Source organism: Duganella sp. SG902, from assembly GCF_013376005.1.
GTDB lineage: Bacteria > Pseudomonadota > Gammaproteobacteria > Burkholderiales > Burkholderiaceae_D > Rugamonas.
The window spans coordinates 244,724-263,405 of record NZ_JABMJK010000006.1 but is presented as its reverse complement, the minus strand read 5'-3'; the positions used below and the strand labels follow the sequence as shown (position 1 = coordinate 263,405).

The window sequence follows — 18,682 nt, the reverse complement described above, 5'->3', positions numbered from 1 at the left end:
TGATAGATGGACTATTTATTGAATCTGGTGCGCCGGCACAAGGCGGGGGAGCGCGTTGGCATCCACGCCGTGTGCTCGGCGCATCCGCTGGTGATCGAGGCGGCGATGGAAACCGCGCTGGAACGCGGGCTTCCAGTGTTGATCGAGGCCACCTCGAACCAGGTGAATCAGGATGGCGGCTATACCGGCATGACGCCTGCCGCCTTCCGTGATTTCGTGCACGGAATCGCCGACCGCGTCGGACTGGCGCGCGATCGCATCCTGCTGGGCGGCGACCATCTGGGACCGAACGCGTGGCAAGGCCAGCCGGCGGAGACGGCCATGGTGCGATCGGAAGTGTTGATCGAGCAGTATGTGACGGACGGCTTCCGCAAGATCCACCTCGATTGCTCGATGTCCTGCGCCGGCGATCCGGTGCCGCTGCCGGATGCCGTGGTGGCCGAACGCGCGGCGCGCCTGTGCGTGGTGGCGGAACGCGCCTGGCAGGCGGCGGGCGGCGAGGCGCCGGTGTACGTGGTCGGCACCGAGGTGCCGGTGCCGGGCGGCGCCCATGAAGATCTGGAAGAACTCAGCGTGACCACGCCGGGAGCGGCGGCGCTGACCATCAAGGTGCATCGGCTGGCGTTCGCGGCGGCGGGGCTGGCGCCGGTCTGGCCGCGCGTGATCGGCCTGGTGGTGCAGCCGGGCGTGGAGTTCGACCACCACAAGGTCATCGACTACAAGCCGGAACGCGCGGTGGAACTGAGCCGCTTCATCGAAGGCGAGCCGACTTTGGTGTACGAGGCACATTCGACCGACTATCAGACCCCGGCCAATCTGGCCGCGCTGGTGGCTGGCCACTTCGCCATTCTGAAAGTCGGGCCCGGCCTGACCTTCGCGTTGCGAGAAACCTTGTGGGCGCTGGCGGATATCGAGCAGGAGATGGCGGGCGAGGGCAAAGGCTCGGATTTCAAAAACACGGTGCTGGAAGTGATGCGCGCCGAGCCGGAATACTGGCGTAAATACTACGGCGGCGATGCGGCGCGCGCGCGTTTCGATCAGCAGTACAGTCTGAGCGACCGCATACGCTACTACTGGCCGCATCCGGCGATCCAGGAAGCGCAGGCGCGTCTGATGGCGAATCTGGAGCGCGAGGCGCCGCCATTGACGCTGTTGAGCCAATACCTGCCGGCCCAGTATGAGGCGGTGCGCGAAGGCCGTGTGCGCAATCTGCCGGCCGATTTACTCAAAGAGGGCGTAGCGAGAGTGCTGCGCCAGTACATGGATGCCTGCGACGCGGGCGCCGCAACAAAGGAGTTGGAAACATGCTAGTGGCAGACAAGGAGATTTTGGGCATAGGCGCGGACCGCCTGGACGAGGCGGGAGGCGGCCAGACCGCGCGTGAAATCGCGCAGCAGCCCAGCGTCTGGCCGGAGATCGATGCGCTGGTGAGCGGCAGGCGCGCGGCCCTCGATGCCTTCCTCGCGCCGCTGCTGGCGCGCGCCGATCTGCGCATCGTGCTGACCGGCGCCGGCACGTCGGCTTTCCTGGGCGAGTGCCTGGCGCCCTCCTTGCTGGGCAAGGGGCTGCGTGCGGAAGCCGTGCCGACCACGGATCTCGTTTCCGGCCCGCTGCGTTTCCTGCAGCCCGGAGTGCCGACGCTCATGGTGTCGTTTGCCCGTTCCGGCAGCAGCCCTGAAAGCACGGCCGCCGTGGCGCTGGCGGACCAACTGGTGAATGATGTCCACCACCTGGTCATCACCTGCAACGCGGACGGCGAGCTGTATCGCTTGGCCCAAGGCCGCGACAACGCGTTCGCCATCTTGCTGCCCGATGCGACCCATGATCGTGGTTTCGCCATGACCACCAGCTTCACCTCCATGCTGCTGACGGCGGCGCTGGCGTTCGGCGTGCTGGCGCCCGGCGAGACCGCCGCCGCGTCGGCCGCCGCCAGTCGCGTGCAGGAAACCGAATTGCCGCTGCTGCGGGCGCTGGTGGCGCGTAAGTTCAAGCGCGTGGTCTACCTCGGCAGCAATGAGCTGCGCGGGCTGGCGCGCGAAGCGTCGCTCAAACTGCTGGAGTTGACCGATGGCCGTGTGGTCGCGCTGTTCGATTCGCCGCTGGGCTTCCGCCATGGTCCGAAGACCATTGTCGATGCCGACACGCTGGTCGTGGTGCTGCTGTCGAATGATCCTTACGCGCGCCGCTACGACCTGGACCTGCTGCGCGAACTGCGCAACGATGGCCGGGCCGGCCGTGTGCTGGCGCTGAGCGGGCGCGCCGACGCGGAGCTGGGGAATGATGGCGTGGTGCTGGAAGGCGCGGAACATGCGGCCGACCTGGCGCTGGCGCTGCCTTACATCCTGTTCTGTCAGGCCTTCGCGCTGTTGCAGTCGCTGGCGCAGGGCATCCGTCCGGACACCCCCAGCGCATCCGGCACCGTCAACCGCGTGGTGCGCGGCGTGACTATCTATCCGTTCGCAGGAGAAGATCATGTTCCTCGGGGTTGACGGCGGCGGCACCAAGACCGCGTTCGCGCTGATCGACGGCCAGGGACAGGTGCTGGCCCAGCACACAGAAAGCGGCGCCTACTATCTGGAGGTCGGCATGGAGGGCGCGGCCGCGATGCTGGCGCGCGGTTGCAACGCGCTGTTCAGCGCCGCCAACGTCACGGCCAGCGATCTGGCATTCGCGTTCTTTGGCTTGCCGGCGTATGGCGAAGACCGCGCGGCCCAACGGCAGCTGGATGCGCTGCCGCGCGCCATCCTCGGTCACGAGCGCTATGTGTGCGGCAACGACATGGTGTGCAGCTGGGCGGGATCGCTCGCGTGCGCGGATGGCATCAGTGTCATCGCCGGTACCGGCTCGATGGCTTACGGTGAATTCGCCGGCCGCCGCGCGCGTGCTGGCGGCTGGGGCGAATTGTTCAGCGACGAGGGCTCGGCGTACTGGATCGCACGTGCCGGCCTGGCGCTGTTCTCGCGCATGAGCGATGGCCGCGCGCCGCGCGGATCGTTGTACAAGCTGGTGCGCCAGCGTCTCGCGCTGGCGGAGGATCTGGATCTGTGCCAGGTGATTTACGGCGATCTGCAAGCGGAGCGCAGCCGCGTGGCGGCGTTATCGCGGCTGGTCAGCGAGGCGGCCGCGCTGGGTGATCTTCAGGCCGAGGCGATCATCACCTCGGCGGCGGCCGAGCTGGCGTTGCTGGTCGATGCGGTGCGTGACGCGCTGGGCGTAGCAGACGAGGTGGAAGTAGCCGTGTCGTACAGCGGTGGCTTGTTCGGCGCCGACGGACCGCTGCATGCGCCGTTCGCGCAGGCGCTGGCGGCGCGTAGCGGGCCATATCGCCTGGCGCCTCCGCGTCTGGTGCCGGTGCTGGGCGCGGCGCTGTATGCCGCGCGCTGCGCGGGCGTGCCGCTGAACGACCAGGCGCTGGAGCGACTGGCGGGCGCGCGCTAACGTGCCGCCATCACCAAGGAGACATTCGATGCGTTGGACCCTGATACCTGCCTTGTTGTCCGCGCTGCTGGGCACCGCGGCTGCGTCCGACGGCGGCTACACGATGGCGGATTTCGCCAAAGTGCCGAAGATAGACGCACACCTGCACCTGCATAGCGCCAGCCAGGAGGCGTGGCTGGCCCTGGCGCGCAAGGACAACTTCCGCGCGCTGACGATTAATGTCGACTATCCGGATTTCCCATCGCTGGCGCAGCAGCGCCGCGTGGCCAGCGCGCTGGCGCACCGGCATCCGCGACAGGTGGCATGGGCGGCGACGTTTTCCACCGAAGGCTTCGAGCTGCCCGAATGGAGCGCAGCCACGCTGAAGGATCTCGATGGCGCGCTGGCTGACGGCGCGGTCGGCGTCAAGGTCTGGAAGAACATTGGCATGAGCCTGCGCGACAGCAAGGGCGAGCTGGTGATGATCGACGACGCGCGTTTCGACGCCTTGTTCAATGGACTGGCGCAACGCGGCGTGATGGTGCTGGGGCATCAAGGCGAGCCGCGTAACTGCTGGCTGCCGGTAGAGCAGATGACGGTCAATAACGACCGCGAATATTTCAAGGCGCATCCGGCCTACCACATGTACGCGCATCCCGAAATGCCAAGCTACGAAGACCAGATGGCCGCGCGCGACCGCCTGCTGGACAAGCATCCCAGGCTGCGATTCACTGGCGTGCATCTGGCGTCGCTGGAGTGGGACGTCGATCGCCTGGCGCGATTTCTGGATGCCCATCCCGGCGTCAACGTCGATGTCGCGGCCCGCATCGGTCAGCTGCAATACCAGTCGCAGCGTGATCTCAAACGCGTGAGCGAATTCTTTATCAAGTATCAGGACCGGCTGATGTACGGCTCCGATCTGGCGCAATCGGCGGAACAGGACGACGCCAGCTTCGTCGCCGACGTGGACCAGGTGTGGCGGCGCGACTGGCGCTATTTCGTCACGGCCGACAGCTTCACCGTGCCGGAGCTGGACAAGCCGGTACGCGGCCTGTCGCTGCCGCGTGCCGTGGTCGACAAACTGTATCGGATCAACGCGGAGAAAGCCTATCCGCGCGCCTGGCAACAAGCGCAAACCACACAATAACGAGGAGAGCGATGAAACACCCACATGATCAATGCCGCCGCACCTTGCTGCAATGGCTGGCTGGAACGGCCGTGGCGACCACCGTGGGCGAGGCCGGCGCGGCCGCCGTGCCGGCGCCCCAGGGCAAGGATGTCGCGCATGTCGCGCGCATCGGGGACGCCGCGATGGCGCTGGAATTCGATGGCCAACTGCGCAGCCGCGTGGTGTCGCGCCGTGGCCCGCGCCCCGCCGCCGTGACGGCCTTCGCGCCGAGCGAGCGCCTGCGTTTGCCGAACGGGCGCTGGATCGAACGCTTCGCGCTGTCGTCGCAGGCGGCGGACCGCGTCGATGGGCCGCATGGTCCAGGCGTGCGCCATCGCCTGACCGGCAAGTCGGAGGAGGCCGTGGAGAAGACGGTCGCCATCACCTTTTACGAGCGCCAGCCCGGCTTCGCCGTCATCCGCGTGAGCTACCGTAACGCCAGCGACAGGCCTTTGCAGGTCGCCGCCTGGGCCAACAGCGCGCATACGCTGCGCGCCGCGAAGGGCCGCAAGGCCGAGTTCTGGACCTATTCCGGCGCCACCCACCCCGACCGCCGCGACTGGGTGCAGCCGATGGACGCCGGCTTTGAGCAGCGCAATTTCATGGGCATGAATGGTTCCGATTACGGCGGCGGCACGCCGGCGGTCGATGTATGGAACCGCGATTGCGGCTTGGCGGTCGGCCATCTGGATGTGGTGCCGCGCCTGGTGGCGCTGCCGGTGCGCGCGGTGGCGGGCGGCGCTTCGCTGGCGGTCGAGTTCAAACAGGAAGCGACGCTGCAACCCGGCGAAACCCTGGAGACGCTGGACACCTTCCTCGCGCTGCACACCGGCGATTACTTCGCCGCGCTGGACAACTACCGCCAGGCGATGGCCGAGCGCGGCCTGCGTTCGCCTGACTGTCCGCCGGAATGCTATGAGCCGATCTGGTGCGCGTGGGGCTATGAGCGCGACTTCACGATACCGCTCATGGTGGGCACGCTGCAGAAGGCCAAGGAGCTGGGCCTTGAATGGGCCGTGCTGGACGACGGTTGGCAGAACAATGAAGGCGACTGGAAGCTGGACGCCCAAAAATTCCCCAACGGCGAAGCGGACATGCGCGGCCTGGTTGGCGCGGTCAAGGATGCGGGCCTGAAGGCGCGCCTGTGGATTACGCCGGTGGCGGTCGATCCCGGCTCGGACCTGCTGCACGATCACACCGACATGCTGTTGCTGGACAAGGAGGGCGCGCCGCAGCTGATCTCCTGGTGGAACAGCCTGTATCTGTGCCCGGCCTACGAGCCGACCATCGAGATGACACGTCAGTGGATACGCAAGATCTTCGGCGAATGGGGCTATCAGGGACTGAAGATCGACGGCCAACACCTGAATGGCGTGGCGCCGTGCTACAACCCGGCGCACAAGCACGCGCGGCCGGAGGAGTCATTCGAGAAGCTGCAGGATTTCTGGAAGATGGTGTACGACACCGCGCGTGAAATCAATCCGCATGCGGTGGTGGAGCTGTGCCCATGCGGCACCTCGTACGCCTTCCACAACCTCCCCTACATGAACCAGGCCCCGGCTTCGGACCCGCTGTCCTCCTGGCAGGTGCGGCACAAGGGCAAGACGCTGAAGGCGCTGATGGGCCGCACCGCGCCCTACGCGGGCGACCACGTTGAGCTGAGCGATGGCGGCCAGGATTTCGCCTCGACCATCGGCATCGGCGCCGTGCTGTCGACCAAGTTCACCTGGCCGGTCGATCCCAAGCCCAAGGACAGTTTCCTTCTGACGCCCGAACGCGAAGTCAAATGGCGCAAATGGATCGGCATCTATCGCGACAAGATGCTGGCCAACGGCGTCTATCGCGGCGAGCTGTATGACATCTGCTTCGACAAGCCGGAAGGTCACGTGGTCGAGAAGGAGGGGCGCATGTACTTCGCCTTCTTCGCGCCGAGCTGGGACGGCCCGGTCGAGATCCGCGGCCTCGGCGCCGGACGCTGGCGCCTGCGCGACTACGTCGATGGCAAGGACTTCGGCATCGTGGAAGGCGGACGCAATCGCCTAACGCTGCGCTTTGAACACGCACTGCTGCTGGAGGCGGTGCCGGTGTGATCCCGCGTGCCACCAGCGGACTTGGTGGCTATCACTTGGAGGTCCCTATGAAATGTGTCAAGGCTTTTGCCACGGGCGCGCGGCTGCTCGCCGGCTTGCTGGCTTCTACCCACCTGATTGCCGCGCATGCGGTCACCATTACGGTGAGCCCGGGGCAATCGATACAGAGCGCGGTGAACACGGCGAATGCCGGCGACACCGTGCGCGTGCTGGCGGGTACTTATACGCAGAAGGTGCTGATATCCGGGAAATCGGGAACGGCGACGGCCTTCATCACGGTCAAGGGCGACGCCGGCGCCATCATCAGCGGCAGTGGCTTGACGCCATCTGGCCGTGAAGGCCTGGTCACGATCAAGAATTCCAATTACGTGCGCGTGGAAGGCTTTGAGATCAAGGGCCTGACCTCGAGCGGCAGCAACACCCCGGTCGGGATTCTGATCGAGGGCAATGGCGCGAATCTTCAGATCGTCAATAACAAGATCCACGACATCAAGAACACCAGCACCTGCAAGGATCCCTGCTCGGTGGGCGCGCATGGCCTGGCGGTCTTCGGCACCAATGCGACCGGTGTGACCGATCTGCTGGTGCAGGGGAATGAGGTGTACCAGAACGTGCTGCAGGCCAGCGAGGCGCTGGTCATCAACGGCAACGTCGACCGCTTTGAAATCCTCGGCAACAGCGTGCATGACAATAACAACATCGGTTTCGACTTCATCGGCTATGAGGGCGAGTGCTCCGGTTGCGGCGACAACGACCGCGTGCGCAATGGTCTGGTGCGCGGCAATACCTCGGCCAATAACTCCAGCACCACCAACCCGTGGTACGGCGGCGAGGGATCGGCGGGCGGCTTCTATGTGGACGGTGGCCGCAACATCATCTTCGACCGCAATATCTCGACCAATAACGACATCGGCTTCGAATTCGCCAGTGAGCATAGCGGCAAGGCGACGGAAGATATCCTGATGACGAATAACTTCGTGTACAACAACCGCGAGGCGGGGCTGTCGCTGGGCGGCTATTCTTCGGGCGCTGGCCAGGCGCGCCGCATCAATGTGCACAACAACTCGTTCTACAAAAACAAGGGCTGGGGCAGCGAGGTGGTGTTCCAGTACAAAGTGATCGACTCGCGCTTCAGCAATAACATCTTCTTTGGCAAAGGCACGGCGGCGGAAAGCTATCAGGTGGATGGCAGTGGCCACAGCGGCAATGTCTGGGGCGTGAACCAGTGGTGGGGCACCAGTTCCAGCTCGAGCGGTTTGCCGGGCACGCGCGTGATGTCGAATCCTCTGTACGTGGCGCCGGCCACTGGCGATCTGCACTTGCAGCAGGCATCGCCATCGATCAATGCCGGCACGGTGGGCGCGCCGCTGACTGGCTGGAGTTCGCCACTGTGGACCCGTTACTTCCCATCCGGCTCGATTCCGCTGAACGGGACGACGGACATCAACGGCCAGGCGCGGGTGGAGAATAGCCTGATCGATCTGGGCGCCGACGAATACGGGACGACGCCGGCCGCTAACTAAAACAGCTGGGCGGTGTACAATCTGGCGCTTAAATTCGCTCATACACTGCCCATGCTTTCACGCCGTCTGGTCCTTCTTACGCTTGCCGCAGCCGCGTTCGCCGGCTGCAAAACCACTCCGGTGGCGGAAACGCCCGCCGTGCCGCCGCCGGTCGCGGCGCCGGAACCGCTGCCGCCCAAAAAAATCAAGATCGGCCTCGCTCTCGGTGGCGGCGCCGCGCGCGGGTTTGCGCACATCGGCGTGATCAAGGCGCTGGAGGCGCAGGGCATCTATCCGGACATCGTGGTCGGTACCAGCGCGGGCAGCGTGGTGGGCGCGCTGTACGCGGCCGGCAATACCGGCTTCCAGCTGCAAAAGCTGGCGATGGAAATGGACGAGGCGCAGATTTCCGACTGGGCCTTGCCGCTGTTCCGCAAGTCGACCGGTGTATTGAAGGGCGAGGCGCTGCAGGCCTACGTCAACAAAGCCGTCGGCAACCTGCCGATGGAAAAGCTGAAGATCCCGTTCGGCGCGGTGGCGGCGGACCTCAAGGACGGCAAGCCTATCCTGTTCCAGCGCGGGAATACCGGCATGGCGGTGCGCGCCTCGTCGGCGGTGCCGGGCGTGTTCCAACCGGTGACCATCAACGGCCATACCTACGTGGACGGCGGCCTGGTGGCGCCGGTGCCGGTGCGCTTCGCGCGCGACATGGGCGCGGACTTTGTCATCGCCGTCAACATCTCCACCCAGGCCGACGTGCAAGCGACCGTCAGCTCGCTGGACGTGATCATGCAGACCTTCTCCATCATGGGCCAGCGCATCAATGAATATGAGCTGCGCGACGCCGACATCGTCATCACGCCGCCGCTGGGCAAGATGGCCAGCAACGACTTCAATGGCCGCAACCAGGCGGTGCTGGCGGGAGAGCAGGCCGCCGCCCAGGTGATGGCCCAGATCAAGCAAAAACTCGAAGCAAAACGCAAACCGTAAATAAGGACGCACTCATGCAAACCAAACCCTACCTGTCGCTTGCCGATGTCAAGAAAATCGCCGCCGCCGCCGAGGCGGAAGCGGTGGCCAATAACTGGGCGGTGGTGATCGCCATCGTCGACGACGGCGGCCACCTGCTGTGGCTGCAGCGTCAGGATGGCGCCAACGCGTTGTCGTCGCACATCGCCCCGGCCAAGGCGCGCGTCTCGGCGCTGGGCCGCCGCGAGTCCAAGCTGTACGAGGACATGATCAACAACGGCCGCGTGTCGTTCCTGAGCGCGCCGGCCCCGGTGGCGGACGGCATGCTGGAAGGCGGCGTGCCGATCATCGTGGACGGCCACATCATCGGCGCCGTGGGCGTGTCGGGCGTGAAATCGTCGGAAGATGCACAAATTGCAAAAGCCGGCATCGCCGCGCTGAACTAAAAAAAGGCCGCCGATGCAACGTCGGCGGCCTTGCCAAGCAGGGCGGATTTGGTTATAATTCAAAGGTTTAGCCAAATCACATCTCTACCGTAGCGACTACCACTCATCCATCATCAATCTGACCAACTCCCCCGTGGCGCGCGAGCTCCTGGGTCGCTTGAGGGTCGTCTGACGTGGCGCAGCTACGGTAACTTTATCAGGAGTTGCCCTTGCCGCCATTTTTTTCTGGCCCCGCCGTTCCAGCCATCCTGGCCCTCGCTGACGGAACCATTTTCAAAGGTTTTTCGATCGGCGCCGCCGGCCATACGACCGGTGAAGTGGTCTTCAACACTTCCATGACCGGCTATCAGGAAATCCTCACCGATCCTTCCTACAGCCGCCAGATCGTCACCCTGACGTATCCACACATCGGCAACTACGGTATCAATACCGAAGACGTCGAATCCACCAAGGTGCACGCCGCCGGTCTAATCATCCGTGACCTGCCGCTGATCGCTTCGAACTTCCGTTCCACCCAATCGCTGTCCGACTACCTGAAGGCCGAGGGCATCGTCGCCATCGCCGGCATCGACACCCGCAAGCTGACCCGCATCCTGCGCGAGAAGGGCGCCCAGTCCGGCGCCATCGTCACCGGCACCCAGGGCAACGAACCGTCGGTGTCGCAGGCGCTGGACCTGGCCCGCTCCTTCCCTGGCCTGTCGGGCATGGATCTGGCCAAGGTGGTCACCGTTAAAGAGAAGTACGAGTTCACCGAGACCGAATGGGCGCTGGGCGAAGGCTACGGCAAGCTGCAAGATTCCAAATTCCACGTGGTCGCCTACGACTTCGGCGTGAAGAAAAACATCCTGCGCATGCTGACCGCGCGCGGCTGCAAAGTGACGGTGGTGCCCGCACAGACCACCGCCGAGGAAGTGCTGGCCCTGAACCCGGACGGCGTGTTCCTGTCGAACGGTCCTGGCGACCCGCAGCCTTGCGATTACGCCATCGCCGCCGCCAAGGTGTTCATGGACAAGAAGATCCCGCTGTTCGGCATCTGCCTGGGCCACCAGATCATGGGCCTGGCCTCCGGCGCCACCACCCTGAAAATGAAATTCGGCCACCACGGCGCCAACCACCCGGTGCAGGACCTGGACAGCAAACAAGTGCTGATCACGTCCCAGAACCACGGCTTCGCGGTCGATCCGAACACGCTGCCGGCCAATTGCCGCGTGACCCACGTATCGCTGTTCGACGGTTCGCTGCAGGGCTTCGCCCGCACCGACACCCCGGCCTTCTGCTTCCAGGGCCACCCTGAAGCATCGCCTGGCCCGACTGACGTCGCTTACCTGTTTGACCGCTTCATCGGCCTGATGGAAGCTACGGAGAATAAATAAATGCCAAAACGTTCTGATATTAAAAGCATTCTGATTATTGGCGCTGGCCCGATCATCATCGGCCAGGCCTGCGAGTTCGACTATTCCGGCGCCCAGGCCTGCAAGGCCCTGCGCGAAGAAGGCTACAAAGTCATTCTGGTCAACAGCAACCCTGCGACCATCATGACCGACCCGGAAATGGCCGACGTCACCTACATCGAGCCGATCACCTGGCAGATCGTGGAAAAGATCATCGCCAAGGAAAAGCCGGACGCCATCCTGCCGACCATGGGAGGCCAGACCGCGCTGAACTGCGCGCTGGACCTGCACCGCAACGGCATCCTGGACAAGTACAAGGTTGAGCTGATCGGCGCGACGCCGGAAGCCATCGACAAGGCCGAAGACCGCGCCAAGTTCAAGGACGCGATGACCAAGATCGGCCTGGGCTCCGCACGCTCGGGCATCGCCCACTCGATGGAAGAAGCGTGGGCCGTGCAGCGCGAAGTCGGTTTCCCGACCATCATCCGTCCATCGTTCACCATGGGCGGCAGCGGCGGCGGCATCGCCTACAACGAAGAAGAATTCGAGGCGATCTGCAAACGCGGCCTGGAAGCCTCGCCAACCAACGAGCTGCTGATCGAAGAATCGCTGCTGGGCTGGAAAGAGTACGAGATGGAAGTGGTGCGCGACAAGGCGGACAACTGCATCATCATCTGCTCGATCGAAAACCTGGACCCGATGGGCGTGCACACCGGCGACTCGATCACCGTGGCGCCGGCGCAGACCCTGACCGACAAGGAATACCAGATCATGCGTAACGCCTCGCTGGCGGTGCTGCGTGAAATCGGTGTGGACACCGGCGGTTCCAACGTGCAGTTCTCGATCAATCCGAAAGACGGCCGCATGATCGTCATCGAGATGAACCCGCGCGTATCGCGTTCGTCGGCACTGGCGTCGAAAGCCACCGGCTTCCCGATCGCCAAGGTGGCGGCCAAGCTGGCAGTGGGCTTCACCCTGGACGAACTGCGCAACGAGATCACCGGCGGCCAGACCCCGGCCTCGTTCGAACCTTCCATCGACTACGTCGTGACCAAGGTGCCGCGCTTCACCTTCGAGAAATTCCCGACCGCCGACCACCACCTGACCACCCAGATGAAATCCGTGGGCGAAGTGATGGCCATCGGCCGCACCTTCCAGGAATCGTTCCAGAAAGCCCTGCGCGGCCTGGAAGTGGGCGTGGATGGCCTGAACGAGAAAACCAAGGACCGCGAGAAGATCGAAGAGGAACTGGGCGAGCCAGGTCCGGAGCGCATCTGGTACGTGGGCGACGCCTTCGCGCAAGGCTTCACGCTGGAGGAAGTGCACCAGCTGACCAAGATCGACCCATGGTTCCTGATCCAGATTAAAGAGATCGTCGACCTGGAACTGTGGATGGACACGCAGAAGCTGGAGCAGCTGGACAAGACCACGCTGTACAAGCTGAAACAGAAGGGCTTCTCGGACCGCCGCCTGGCCTTCCTGCTGCAAACCACCCCGGCCGAGGTGCGCAAGTACCGCCACTCGCTGGGCATCCGTCCGGTGTACAAGCGCGTGGACACCTGCGCCGCCGAATTCGCGACCAACACCGCGTACATGTACTCGACCTACGACGAGGAATGCGAGTCCAACCCGACCGACAAGAAGAAGATCATGGTGCTGGGCGGTGGCCCTAACCGTATCGGCCAGGGTATCGAATTCGACTACTGCTGCGTGCACGCCGCGCTGGCCATGCGCGAAGACGGTTACGAGACCATCATGGTCAACTGCAATCCGGAGACCGTGTCGACCGACTACGATACCTCCGACCGTCTGTACTTCGAATCGCTGACGCTGGAAGATGTGCTGGAAATCGTCGACCTGGAAAAACCGGCCGGCGTGATCGTGCAGTACGGCGGCCAGACTCCATTGAAACTGGCGCTGGACCTGGAAGCCAACGGCGTGCCGATCATCGGCACCTCGCCGGACATGATCGACGCGGCGGAAGACCGCGAGCGTTTCCAGAAGCTGCTGCAGGACCTGGGCCTGCGTCAGCCGCCTAACCGCACCGCGCGCACCGAAGCCGAAGCGCTGGCGCTGGCACAGGAAATCGGCTACCCGCTGGTGGTGCGTCCTTCCTACGTGCTGGGCGGCCGCGCGATGGAAATCGTCCACGAGCAGCGCGACCTGGAGCGCTACATGCGCGAAGCGGTCAAGGTGTCGAACGACTCGCCGGTGCTGCTGGACCGCTTCCTGAACGACGCCATCGAGTGCGACGTCGACTGCATCTCGGACGGCGACACCACCTTCATCGGCGGCGTGATGGAACACATCGAACAAGCCGGCGTCCACTCGGGCGACTCGGCCTGCTCGCTGCCGCCGTACTCGCTGGCGCAAGAAACCATCGATGAACTGAAGCGCCAGACCTCGCTGATGGCCAAGGGCCTGAACGTGGTCGGCCTGATGAACGTGCAGTTCGCGATCCAGAAGCAGGACGGCCAGGATGTGGTCTACGTGCTGGAAGTGAATCCGCGCGCCTCGCGTACCGTGCCTTATGTGTCGAAAGCGACCGGCCTGCAGCTGGCCAAGATCGCCGCGCGCTGCATGGTCGGCCAGAAGCTGGCGGAGCAGGGCATCACCAAGGAAGTGGTGCCGCCTTACTTCAGCGTGAAGGAAGCCGTGTTCCCGTTCGTGAAATTCCCGGGCGTGGACACCATCCTCGGCCCCGAGATGAAATCGACCGGTGAGGTGATGGGCGTCGGCAAAACCTTCGGCGAGGCCTTCGTCAAGTCGCAGCTGGGCGCCGGCGTCAAGCTGCCGAAGTCGGGCAAGGTGTTCCTGTCGGTGAAATCGTCCGACAAGCCGCGCGCCGTGCAAGTGGCGCGCGACCTGGTGGACATGGGCTTCACGCTGGCCGCAACCAAGGGCACCGCCGCCGTGATCTCGGCGGCCGGCATCCCGGTCACCGCCGTCAACAAGGTGGTCGAGGGTCGTCCGCACATCGTCGACATGATCAAGAACCACGAGATCGTCCTGGTCATCAACACGGTGGAAGAGAAGCGCAACGCCATCGTCGACTCGCGCGCCATCCGCACCTCGTCGCTGGCCTCGCGCGTGACCACGTACACCACCATCGCCGGCGCTGAGGCGGCGGTGGAGGGCATCCGTCACCTCGACGAATTGCAAGTGTACGATTTACAAGGGCTGCATAAAACCTTAAACTAAGGTTTAATCGGTTTAGGTAGTACCCGGACCACAGAGCCCGCGCTGCTGTCAGGCGCGGCCTCTGTGGTTTTCCATTGTAAAAACAGAGTAAATAGACAACATGACTTCAGTTCCACTTACCAAGTTCGGCGCAGAGCTGCTCAAAGAAGAGTTGCATCAGTTGAAGACCAAAGAGCGCCGTATCGTGATTGACGCGATTGCCGAAGCACGCTCGCATGGTGACCTGTCGGAAAACGCCGAATACGACGCCGCCAAGGAGCGCCAGGCGTTCGTGGAAGGCCGCATCGCGGAACTGGAGGGTAAGCTGAGCACCGCCCAGATCATCGACCCGACCACCCTGGACGCCGACGGCCGCGTGGTGTTTGCCGCCACCGTGGACCTGGAAGACCTGGAAACCGGCGACAACGTCAGCTACCAGATCGTTGGCGTGGACGAGGCGGACATTAAACTGAACAAGGTGTCGGTGACCTCGCCGATCGCCCGCGCGCTGATCGGCAAGTCGGCCGGCGACGTGGTGGAGGTGCAGGCCCCGGCTGGCCCGCGCGAATACGAAATCCTGGAAGTGCGTTACGTCTGATGTTACTTGCCCGCACACGTTTGCTGGTCGCGACCCTGTGGGCCGGCAGTTTATGGGCGGTGGGCTATCTGGCTGCACCGACCCTGTTCGCTACGCTGAGTGACCGCGTGCTGGCCGGCACCATTGCCGCCAGCCTGTTCACCAATCAAGCCTGGCTGTCCATCGCGTGTGCGCTGGTGATGCTGGTGCTGCTGTGGGCAACCAATACCGGCACGGTCGGCATTTTTGCCGGTCCGGCCGTGAACATGGCGGCCAAGTCGCGCCGCAACCTGCTGGTGGTGGTGGTGGTGATGCTGGCGTGTACGCTGGTGTCGCACTTCGGCCTGCAGCCGATGATGGCGTCGCTGCGGGCGGCGGCGGGGCCGGGCGGGGTGATGGAAGGCGCCGCGCGCAATGAATTCGGCATCCTGCACGGGATTTCCAGTGCGATTTACCTGATCCAAAGCCTGCTGGCCGCGTGGCTGGTGGTGAAGCAGTAATATGTCATCCCGGCGAAGGCCGGGATCCATAGAGCGCCTGCGATGACGCACACTCAGCATGGACCGCGGCGGCGGACCGTCCGGCGTTCGCCGGCATGACTCTTAGCCGAGCACCGTCTTCTTGGTCGACTTCTGGCGTGCCTTGGCGCGTTTGATGTTGCCGCCCTGAGTCACACGTTCATTCCCCTTCAGCAGTACCTTGGTGACCGACGGACGCTTGGTGCCGGTCGGGCTGGCCTTGACGATGGTGACTTCGCGCATGCCCTTGCCGGCGGTGGCGCTGCGGGCTTTCTCGGTTTCCACCTTCGGACGGTACAGCACCAGCAGCTTGCCGATGTGCTGCACCGGCGCCGCTTTCAGCTGTTCGCAGATAGTTTCATACATGGCAATCCGCGCCTCGCGGTCGTCACCGAACACACGGACCTTGATCAGGCCGTGGGCGTCCAGGCCCAGCGAGATTTCTTTGAGAACGTTGGCGGTCAGGCCGGCCTCGCCGATCAGGACGATAGGTTTCAGGCCATGGGCTTCGGCGCGCAGCGCGCTGCGCTCAACGGGAGTCAGTTTGATCATAAAATTATTTTTTGTAGGTTCCTTAAAGGCAGTATTCTACGCGAATGGCTAAGAACAAAATAAACAAAAACTGGATTCACGACCATATTAACGATCCTTACGTGAAATTGGCCCAGAAAGAGGGCTATCGCGCCCGTGCGGCTTTCAAGCTGAAAGAGATCGATGAGGACGAAAAGCTCATCAAGCCGGGTCAGGTGATCGTCGATCTGGGCTGCACCCCGGGCAGCTGGGCCCAGTACACCCGCCGCAAGCTGGCCGGCAAGGAGGGCGGCGGCGTGCACGGCACCCTGATCGGCCTCGACATCCTGCCGATGGAGCCGGTGGCCGATTTCCACTTCATCCAGGGCGATTTCCGCGAGGCCGAGGTGCTGCAGCAGCTGGAAGCGGTGGTGCAGGGACAAAAAGTTGATCTGGTGTTATCGGACATGGCGCCCAATCTGTCCGGCATCCCGGATTCCGACGCCGCGCGCATGGAACATTTGATCGATCTGGCAATTGAATTTTCGCAAGCCCATTTGAAGCCGGAAGGTTCCCTGCTGGTCAAATGTTTTAAGGACATGGGTTTCAACGACATCGTGCATAAATTCCGTGCCGAATTTAAAACCGTGATCCAGAAGAAACCCAAAGCCAGCCGCGACAAATCGTCCGAGATATTCCTGCTGGGCCGCGGCCTGAAAAATCCGACCGAAGGGGGCATGGCCTCGGCCCAGCCGTTGGATTCCGATGGCTGGCGCCCTTGATATTTGCTGAACAACCCGCAAATGAACCTCCGGAGAAGCAGTTTTATCTTGATCGCAGGCTGTTTTTGCTCAAATAATATGCTTTTCAGCCGGTTTTAAGCCGGCGCACGGCAGGGTTCTGGCACCGCCTGCCTATTGCGAGTAAAATCGAATTTCAGCCAGGTTTATCGATGCGCCTCGCATCCAAGGAGTTTTCGTGAATAACATGTTTTCCAAATCAGCCATCTGGGTAGTCGTGGTACTGCTCCTGCTTATGCTGTACAAGCAGTTTGATAGCCATGGCGTCACCGGTGGAGCCAAAGCCATCGCTTATTCCGACCTGTTGGATGACGTGAAAGCCAAGCGCATCAAGGACGTCGTGATTGAAGGCGGCAACATCACCGCCACCCGCAGCGACGACACCAAAGTCCGCACCACCGCCACGCTGCTCGACCGCGGCCTGATTGGCGACCTGCGCGACAATGGCATCCATTTCGACGTGAAACCGCCTGAGGAGCCATCGTTCCTGTCGCAGGTGTTCGTGTCGTGGTTCCCGATGCTGCTGCTGATCGGCGTGTGGATCTTCTTCATGCGCCAGATGCAGGGCGGCGGCAAGGGCGGCGCGTTCTCCTTCGGCAAGTCAAAGGCGCGCATGATGGATGAAACCAATAACACCGTCACCCTGGCCGACGTGGCCGGCTGCGACGAAGCCAAGGAAGAAGTGGCCGAGATCGTTGACTTCCTGAAAGATCCAAGCAAGTTCCAGAAACTGGGCGGCCGCATTCCACGCGGCGTGCTGATGGTCGGTCCTCCGGGCACCGGTAAAACCCTGCTGGCACGCGCCATCGCCGGCGAAGCCAAAGTGCCGTTCTTCTCGATTTCCGGTTCGGACTTCGTGGAAATGTTCGTCGGCGTCGGCGCCAGCCGTGTGCGCGACATGTTCGAGAACGCCAAGAAGCACTCGCCGTGCATCATCTTCATCGACGAGATCGACGCGGTCGGCCGTCACCGTGGCGCCGGCATGGGCGGCGGCAACGACGAGCGCGAACAGACGCTGAACCAGCTGCTGGTGGAAATGGACGGCTTTGAGGCGCAGTCCGGCGTGATCGTGATCGCCGCCACCAACCGTGCGGACGTGCTGGACAAGGCGCTGCTGCGTCCGGGCCGTTTCGACCGCCAGGTGAACGTGGGCCTGCCGGACATCCGCGGCCGCGAACAGATCCTGAACGTGCACATGCGCAAAGTGCCGATCGGCACCGACGTCAAGGCCGACATCCTGGCGCGCGGCACCCCGGGCTTCTCGGGCGCCGACCTGGCCAACCTGGTCAACGAGGCCGCGCTGTTTGCCGCCCGCCGCTCCAAGCGTCTGGTCGACATGCAGGACTTCGAGGATGCCAAGGACAAGATCTACATGGGTCCCGAGCGTAAATCGATGGTCATCCGCGAGGACGAGCGCCGCAATACCGCGTACCACGAGTCCGGCCACGCCGTGGTGGCCAAGCTGTTGCCGAAGGCTGATCCGGTGCACAAGGTCACCATCATGCCGCGCGGCTGGGCGCTGGGCCTGACCTGGCAGTTGCCGGAGCACGACAATATTTCGGGCTACAAGGACAAGATGCTGGAAGAAATCTCCATCCTGTTCGGCGGCCGCATCGCGGAAGAGATCTTCGTCGGCCAGATGTCGACCGGCGCCTCGAACGACTTCTCGCGCGCCACCAAGCTGGCCCGCTCGATGGTCACCAAGTTCGGCATGTCGGACGCGTTGGGCGTGATGGTGTACGAGGACACCCAGAACGACGGCTTCCTGGGCGGCACCAACAAGACCATCTCGGAAGCGACCCAGCAGAAAGTGGATGCGGAAATCCGCCGCATCCTGGACGAGCAATACGCGCTGGCCCGCAAGCTGCTGGAAGACAACCGCGACAAGGTCGAGGTCATGACCAAGGCGCTGCTGGAATGGGAAACCATCGATGCGGACCAGATCAACGACATCATGGCCGGCCTGGAGCCGCGTCCGCCGAAGGCCGGCGTGTCGCTGCGCAAGCCACCGCCAAGCGATGGCGGCAGCGGTGTATCGCCCAGCGTGACCGCACCGGCCTGATTCCGCGGTCGCCGCATACACACAAAAGGGTGAGGAGCAATCCTCGCCCTTT

The 18,682-nt window shown here is 63.5% G+C and carries 15 protein-coding genes; 14 read left to right on the top strand and 1 reads right to left on the bottom strand.

Annotation, left to right across the window (positions count from 1 at the left end):
• Positions 1–6: 6 nt before the first annotated feature.
• The 12 genes from FHW83_RS15575 to FHW83_RS15520 all read left to right on the top strand — a co-directional run bounded on the left by FHW83_RS15575 (position 7) and on the right by FHW83_RS15520 (position 15,240).
• Positions 7–1,311: a D-tagatose-bisphosphate aldolase, class II, non-catalytic subunit gene (locus FHW83_RS15575; RefSeq protein ID WP_176647264.1), complete on the top strand. Its 1,305-nt coding sequence runs from the start codon at positions 7–9 to the stop codon at positions 1,309–1,311.
• The gene (locus FHW83_RS15570; RefSeq protein WP_176647263.1) at positions 1,305–2,489 is read left to right on the top strand and encodes an SIS domain-containing protein; all 1,185 of its coding nucleotides are present in this window, start codon (positions 1,305–1,307) and stop codon (positions 2,487–2,489) included. The genes FHW83_RS15575 and FHW83_RS15570 overlap by 7 nt, the downstream gene beginning before the upstream one ends.
• Positions 2,473–3,438, top strand: a complete 966-nt coding sequence (locus FHW83_RS15565) for an N-acetylglucosamine kinase (RefSeq protein ID WP_176647262.1) — start codon at positions 2,473–2,475, stop codon at positions 3,436–3,438. The genes FHW83_RS15570 and FHW83_RS15565 overlap by 17 nt, the downstream gene beginning before the upstream one ends.
• Before the next feature lie 28 nt (positions 3,439–3,466).
• On the top strand, positions 3,467–4,564 hold the full coding sequence (locus FHW83_RS15560; RefSeq protein ID WP_176647261.1) for an amidohydrolase family protein: 1,098 nt from the start codon (positions 3,467–3,469) through the stop codon (positions 4,562–4,564).
• An 11-nt stretch (positions 4,565–4,575) separates the two neighbouring features.
• Positions 4,576–6,675, top strand: a complete 2,100-nt coding sequence (locus FHW83_RS15555; RefSeq protein WP_176647260.1) for a glycoside hydrolase family 36 protein — start codon at positions 4,576–4,578, stop codon at positions 6,673–6,675.
• Positions 6,676–6,722: 47 nt separating this feature from the next.
• Positions 6,723–8,198, top strand: a complete 1,476-nt coding sequence (locus FHW83_RS15550) for a hypothetical protein (RefSeq protein ID WP_176647259.1) — start codon at positions 6,723–6,725, stop codon at positions 8,196–8,198.
• 51 nt (positions 8,199–8,249) lie between these two features.
• Positions 8,250–9,167: a patatin-like phospholipase family protein gene (locus FHW83_RS15545; RefSeq protein ID WP_176647258.1), complete on the top strand. Its 918-nt coding sequence runs from the start codon at positions 8,250–8,252 to the stop codon at positions 9,165–9,167.
• A gap of 14 nt (positions 9,168–9,181) precedes the next feature.
• Positions 9,182–9,592 carry a heme-binding protein gene (locus FHW83_RS15540; protein WP_176647257.1) on the top strand — a complete coding sequence of 137 codons (411 nt, stop codon included), beginning with the start codon at positions 9,182–9,184 and terminating at the stop codon, positions 9,590–9,592.
• 209 nt (positions 9,593–9,801) lie between these two features.
• Positions 9,802–10,965, top strand: coding sequence for a glutamine-hydrolyzing carbamoyl-phosphate synthase small subunit (carA, locus tag FHW83_RS15535; RefSeq protein WP_176647256.1), 1,164 nt, complete (start codon positions 9,802–9,804; stop codon positions 10,963–10,965).
• Positions 10,966–14,184, top strand: a complete 3,219-nt coding sequence (carB, locus tag FHW83_RS15530) for a carbamoyl-phosphate synthase large subunit (protein ID WP_176647255.1) — start codon at positions 10,966–10,968, stop codon at positions 14,182–14,184.
• Positions 14,185–14,284: 100 nt separating this feature from the next.
• The gene (greA, locus tag FHW83_RS15525; RefSeq protein ID WP_176647254.1) at positions 14,285–14,761 is read left to right on the top strand and encodes a transcription elongation factor GreA; all 477 of its coding nucleotides are present in this window, start codon (positions 14,285–14,287) and stop codon (positions 14,759–14,761) included.
• Positions 14,761–15,240 carry a DUF4149 domain-containing protein gene (locus FHW83_RS15520; protein ID WP_176647253.1) on the top strand — a complete coding sequence of 160 codons (480 nt, stop codon included), beginning with the start codon at positions 14,761–14,763 and terminating at the stop codon, positions 15,238–15,240. Before greA ends, FHW83_RS15520 begins: the two co-directional genes overlap by 1 nt.
• A 102-nt stretch (positions 15,241–15,342) precedes the next feature.
• On the opposite strand, the gene FHW83_RS15515 is transcribed toward FHW83_RS15520, so the two are convergent.
• On the bottom strand, positions 15,343–15,810 hold the full coding sequence (locus FHW83_RS15515; RefSeq protein WP_176647252.1) for a YhbY family RNA-binding protein: 468 nt from the start codon (positions 15,808–15,810) through the stop codon (positions 15,343–15,345).
• A 44-nt stretch (positions 15,811–15,854) separates the two neighbouring features.
• Here FHW83_RS15515 and FHW83_RS15510 point away from each other — a divergent pair, with 44 nt between their 5' ends.
• Both FHW83_RS15510 and ftsH read left to right on the top strand, forming a co-directional pair.
• Positions 15,855–16,550, top strand: a complete 696-nt coding sequence (locus tag FHW83_RS15510) for an RlmE family RNA methyltransferase (RefSeq protein WP_176647251.1) — start codon at positions 15,855–15,857, stop codon at positions 16,548–16,550.
• Between the two features lie 196 nt (positions 16,551–16,746).
• On the top strand, positions 16,747–18,630 hold the full coding sequence (gene ftsH / locus FHW83_RS15505; RefSeq protein ID WP_176647250.1) for an ATP-dependent zinc metalloprotease FtsH: 1,884 nt from the start codon (positions 16,747–16,749) through the stop codon (positions 18,628–18,630).
• The last annotated feature ends 52 nt before the right edge of the window (positions 18,631–18,682 follow it).

Coding starts and splice junctions, on each gene's coding strand:
- FHW83_RS15575 (WP_176647264.1), top strand. CDS start 7: ATGGACTATTTATTGAATCTGGTGCGCCGGCACAAGGCGGGGGAGCGC.
- carB (WP_176647255.1), top strand. CDS start 10,966: ATGCCAAAACGTTCTGATATTAAAAGCATTCTGATTATTGGCGCTGGC.
- FHW83_RS15540 (WP_176647257.1), top strand. CDS start 9,182: ATGCAAACCAAACCCTACCTGTCGCTTGCCGATGTCAAGAAAATCGCC.
- FHW83_RS15560 (WP_176647261.1), top strand. CDS start 3,467: ATGCGTTGGACCCTGATACCTGCCTTGTTGTCCGCGCTGCTGGGCACC.
- FHW83_RS15545 (WP_176647258.1), top strand. CDS start 8,250: ATGCTTTCACGCCGTCTGGTCCTTCTTACGCTTGCCGCAGCCGCGTTC.
- FHW83_RS15515 (WP_176647252.1), bottom strand. CDS start 15,810: ATGATCAAACTGACTCCCGTTGAGCGCAGCGCGCTGCGCGCCGAAGCC.
- FHW83_RS15550 (WP_176647259.1), top strand. CDS start 6,723: ATGAAATGTGTCAAGGCTTTTGCCACGGGCGCGCGGCTGCTCGCCGGC.
- FHW83_RS15510 (WP_176647251.1), top strand. CDS start 15,855: ATGGCTAAGAACAAAATAAACAAAAACTGGATTCACGACCATATTAAC.
- FHW83_RS15555 (WP_176647260.1), top strand. CDS start 4,576: ATGAAACACCCACATGATCAATGCCGCCGCACCTTGCTGCAATGGCTG.
- FHW83_RS15520 (WP_176647253.1), top strand. CDS start 14,761: ATGTTACTTGCCCGCACACGTTTGCTGGTCGCGACCCTGTGGGCCGGC.
- FHW83_RS15570 (WP_176647263.1), top strand. CDS start 1,305: ATGCTAGTGGCAGACAAGGAGATTTTGGGCATAGGCGCGGACCGCCTG.
- greA (WP_176647254.1), top strand. CDS start 14,285: ATGACTTCAGTTCCACTTACCAAGTTCGGCGCAGAGCTGCTCAAAGAA.
- FHW83_RS15565 (WP_176647262.1), top strand. CDS start 2,473: ATGTTCCTCGGGGTTGACGGCGGCGGCACCAAGACCGCGTTCGCGCTG.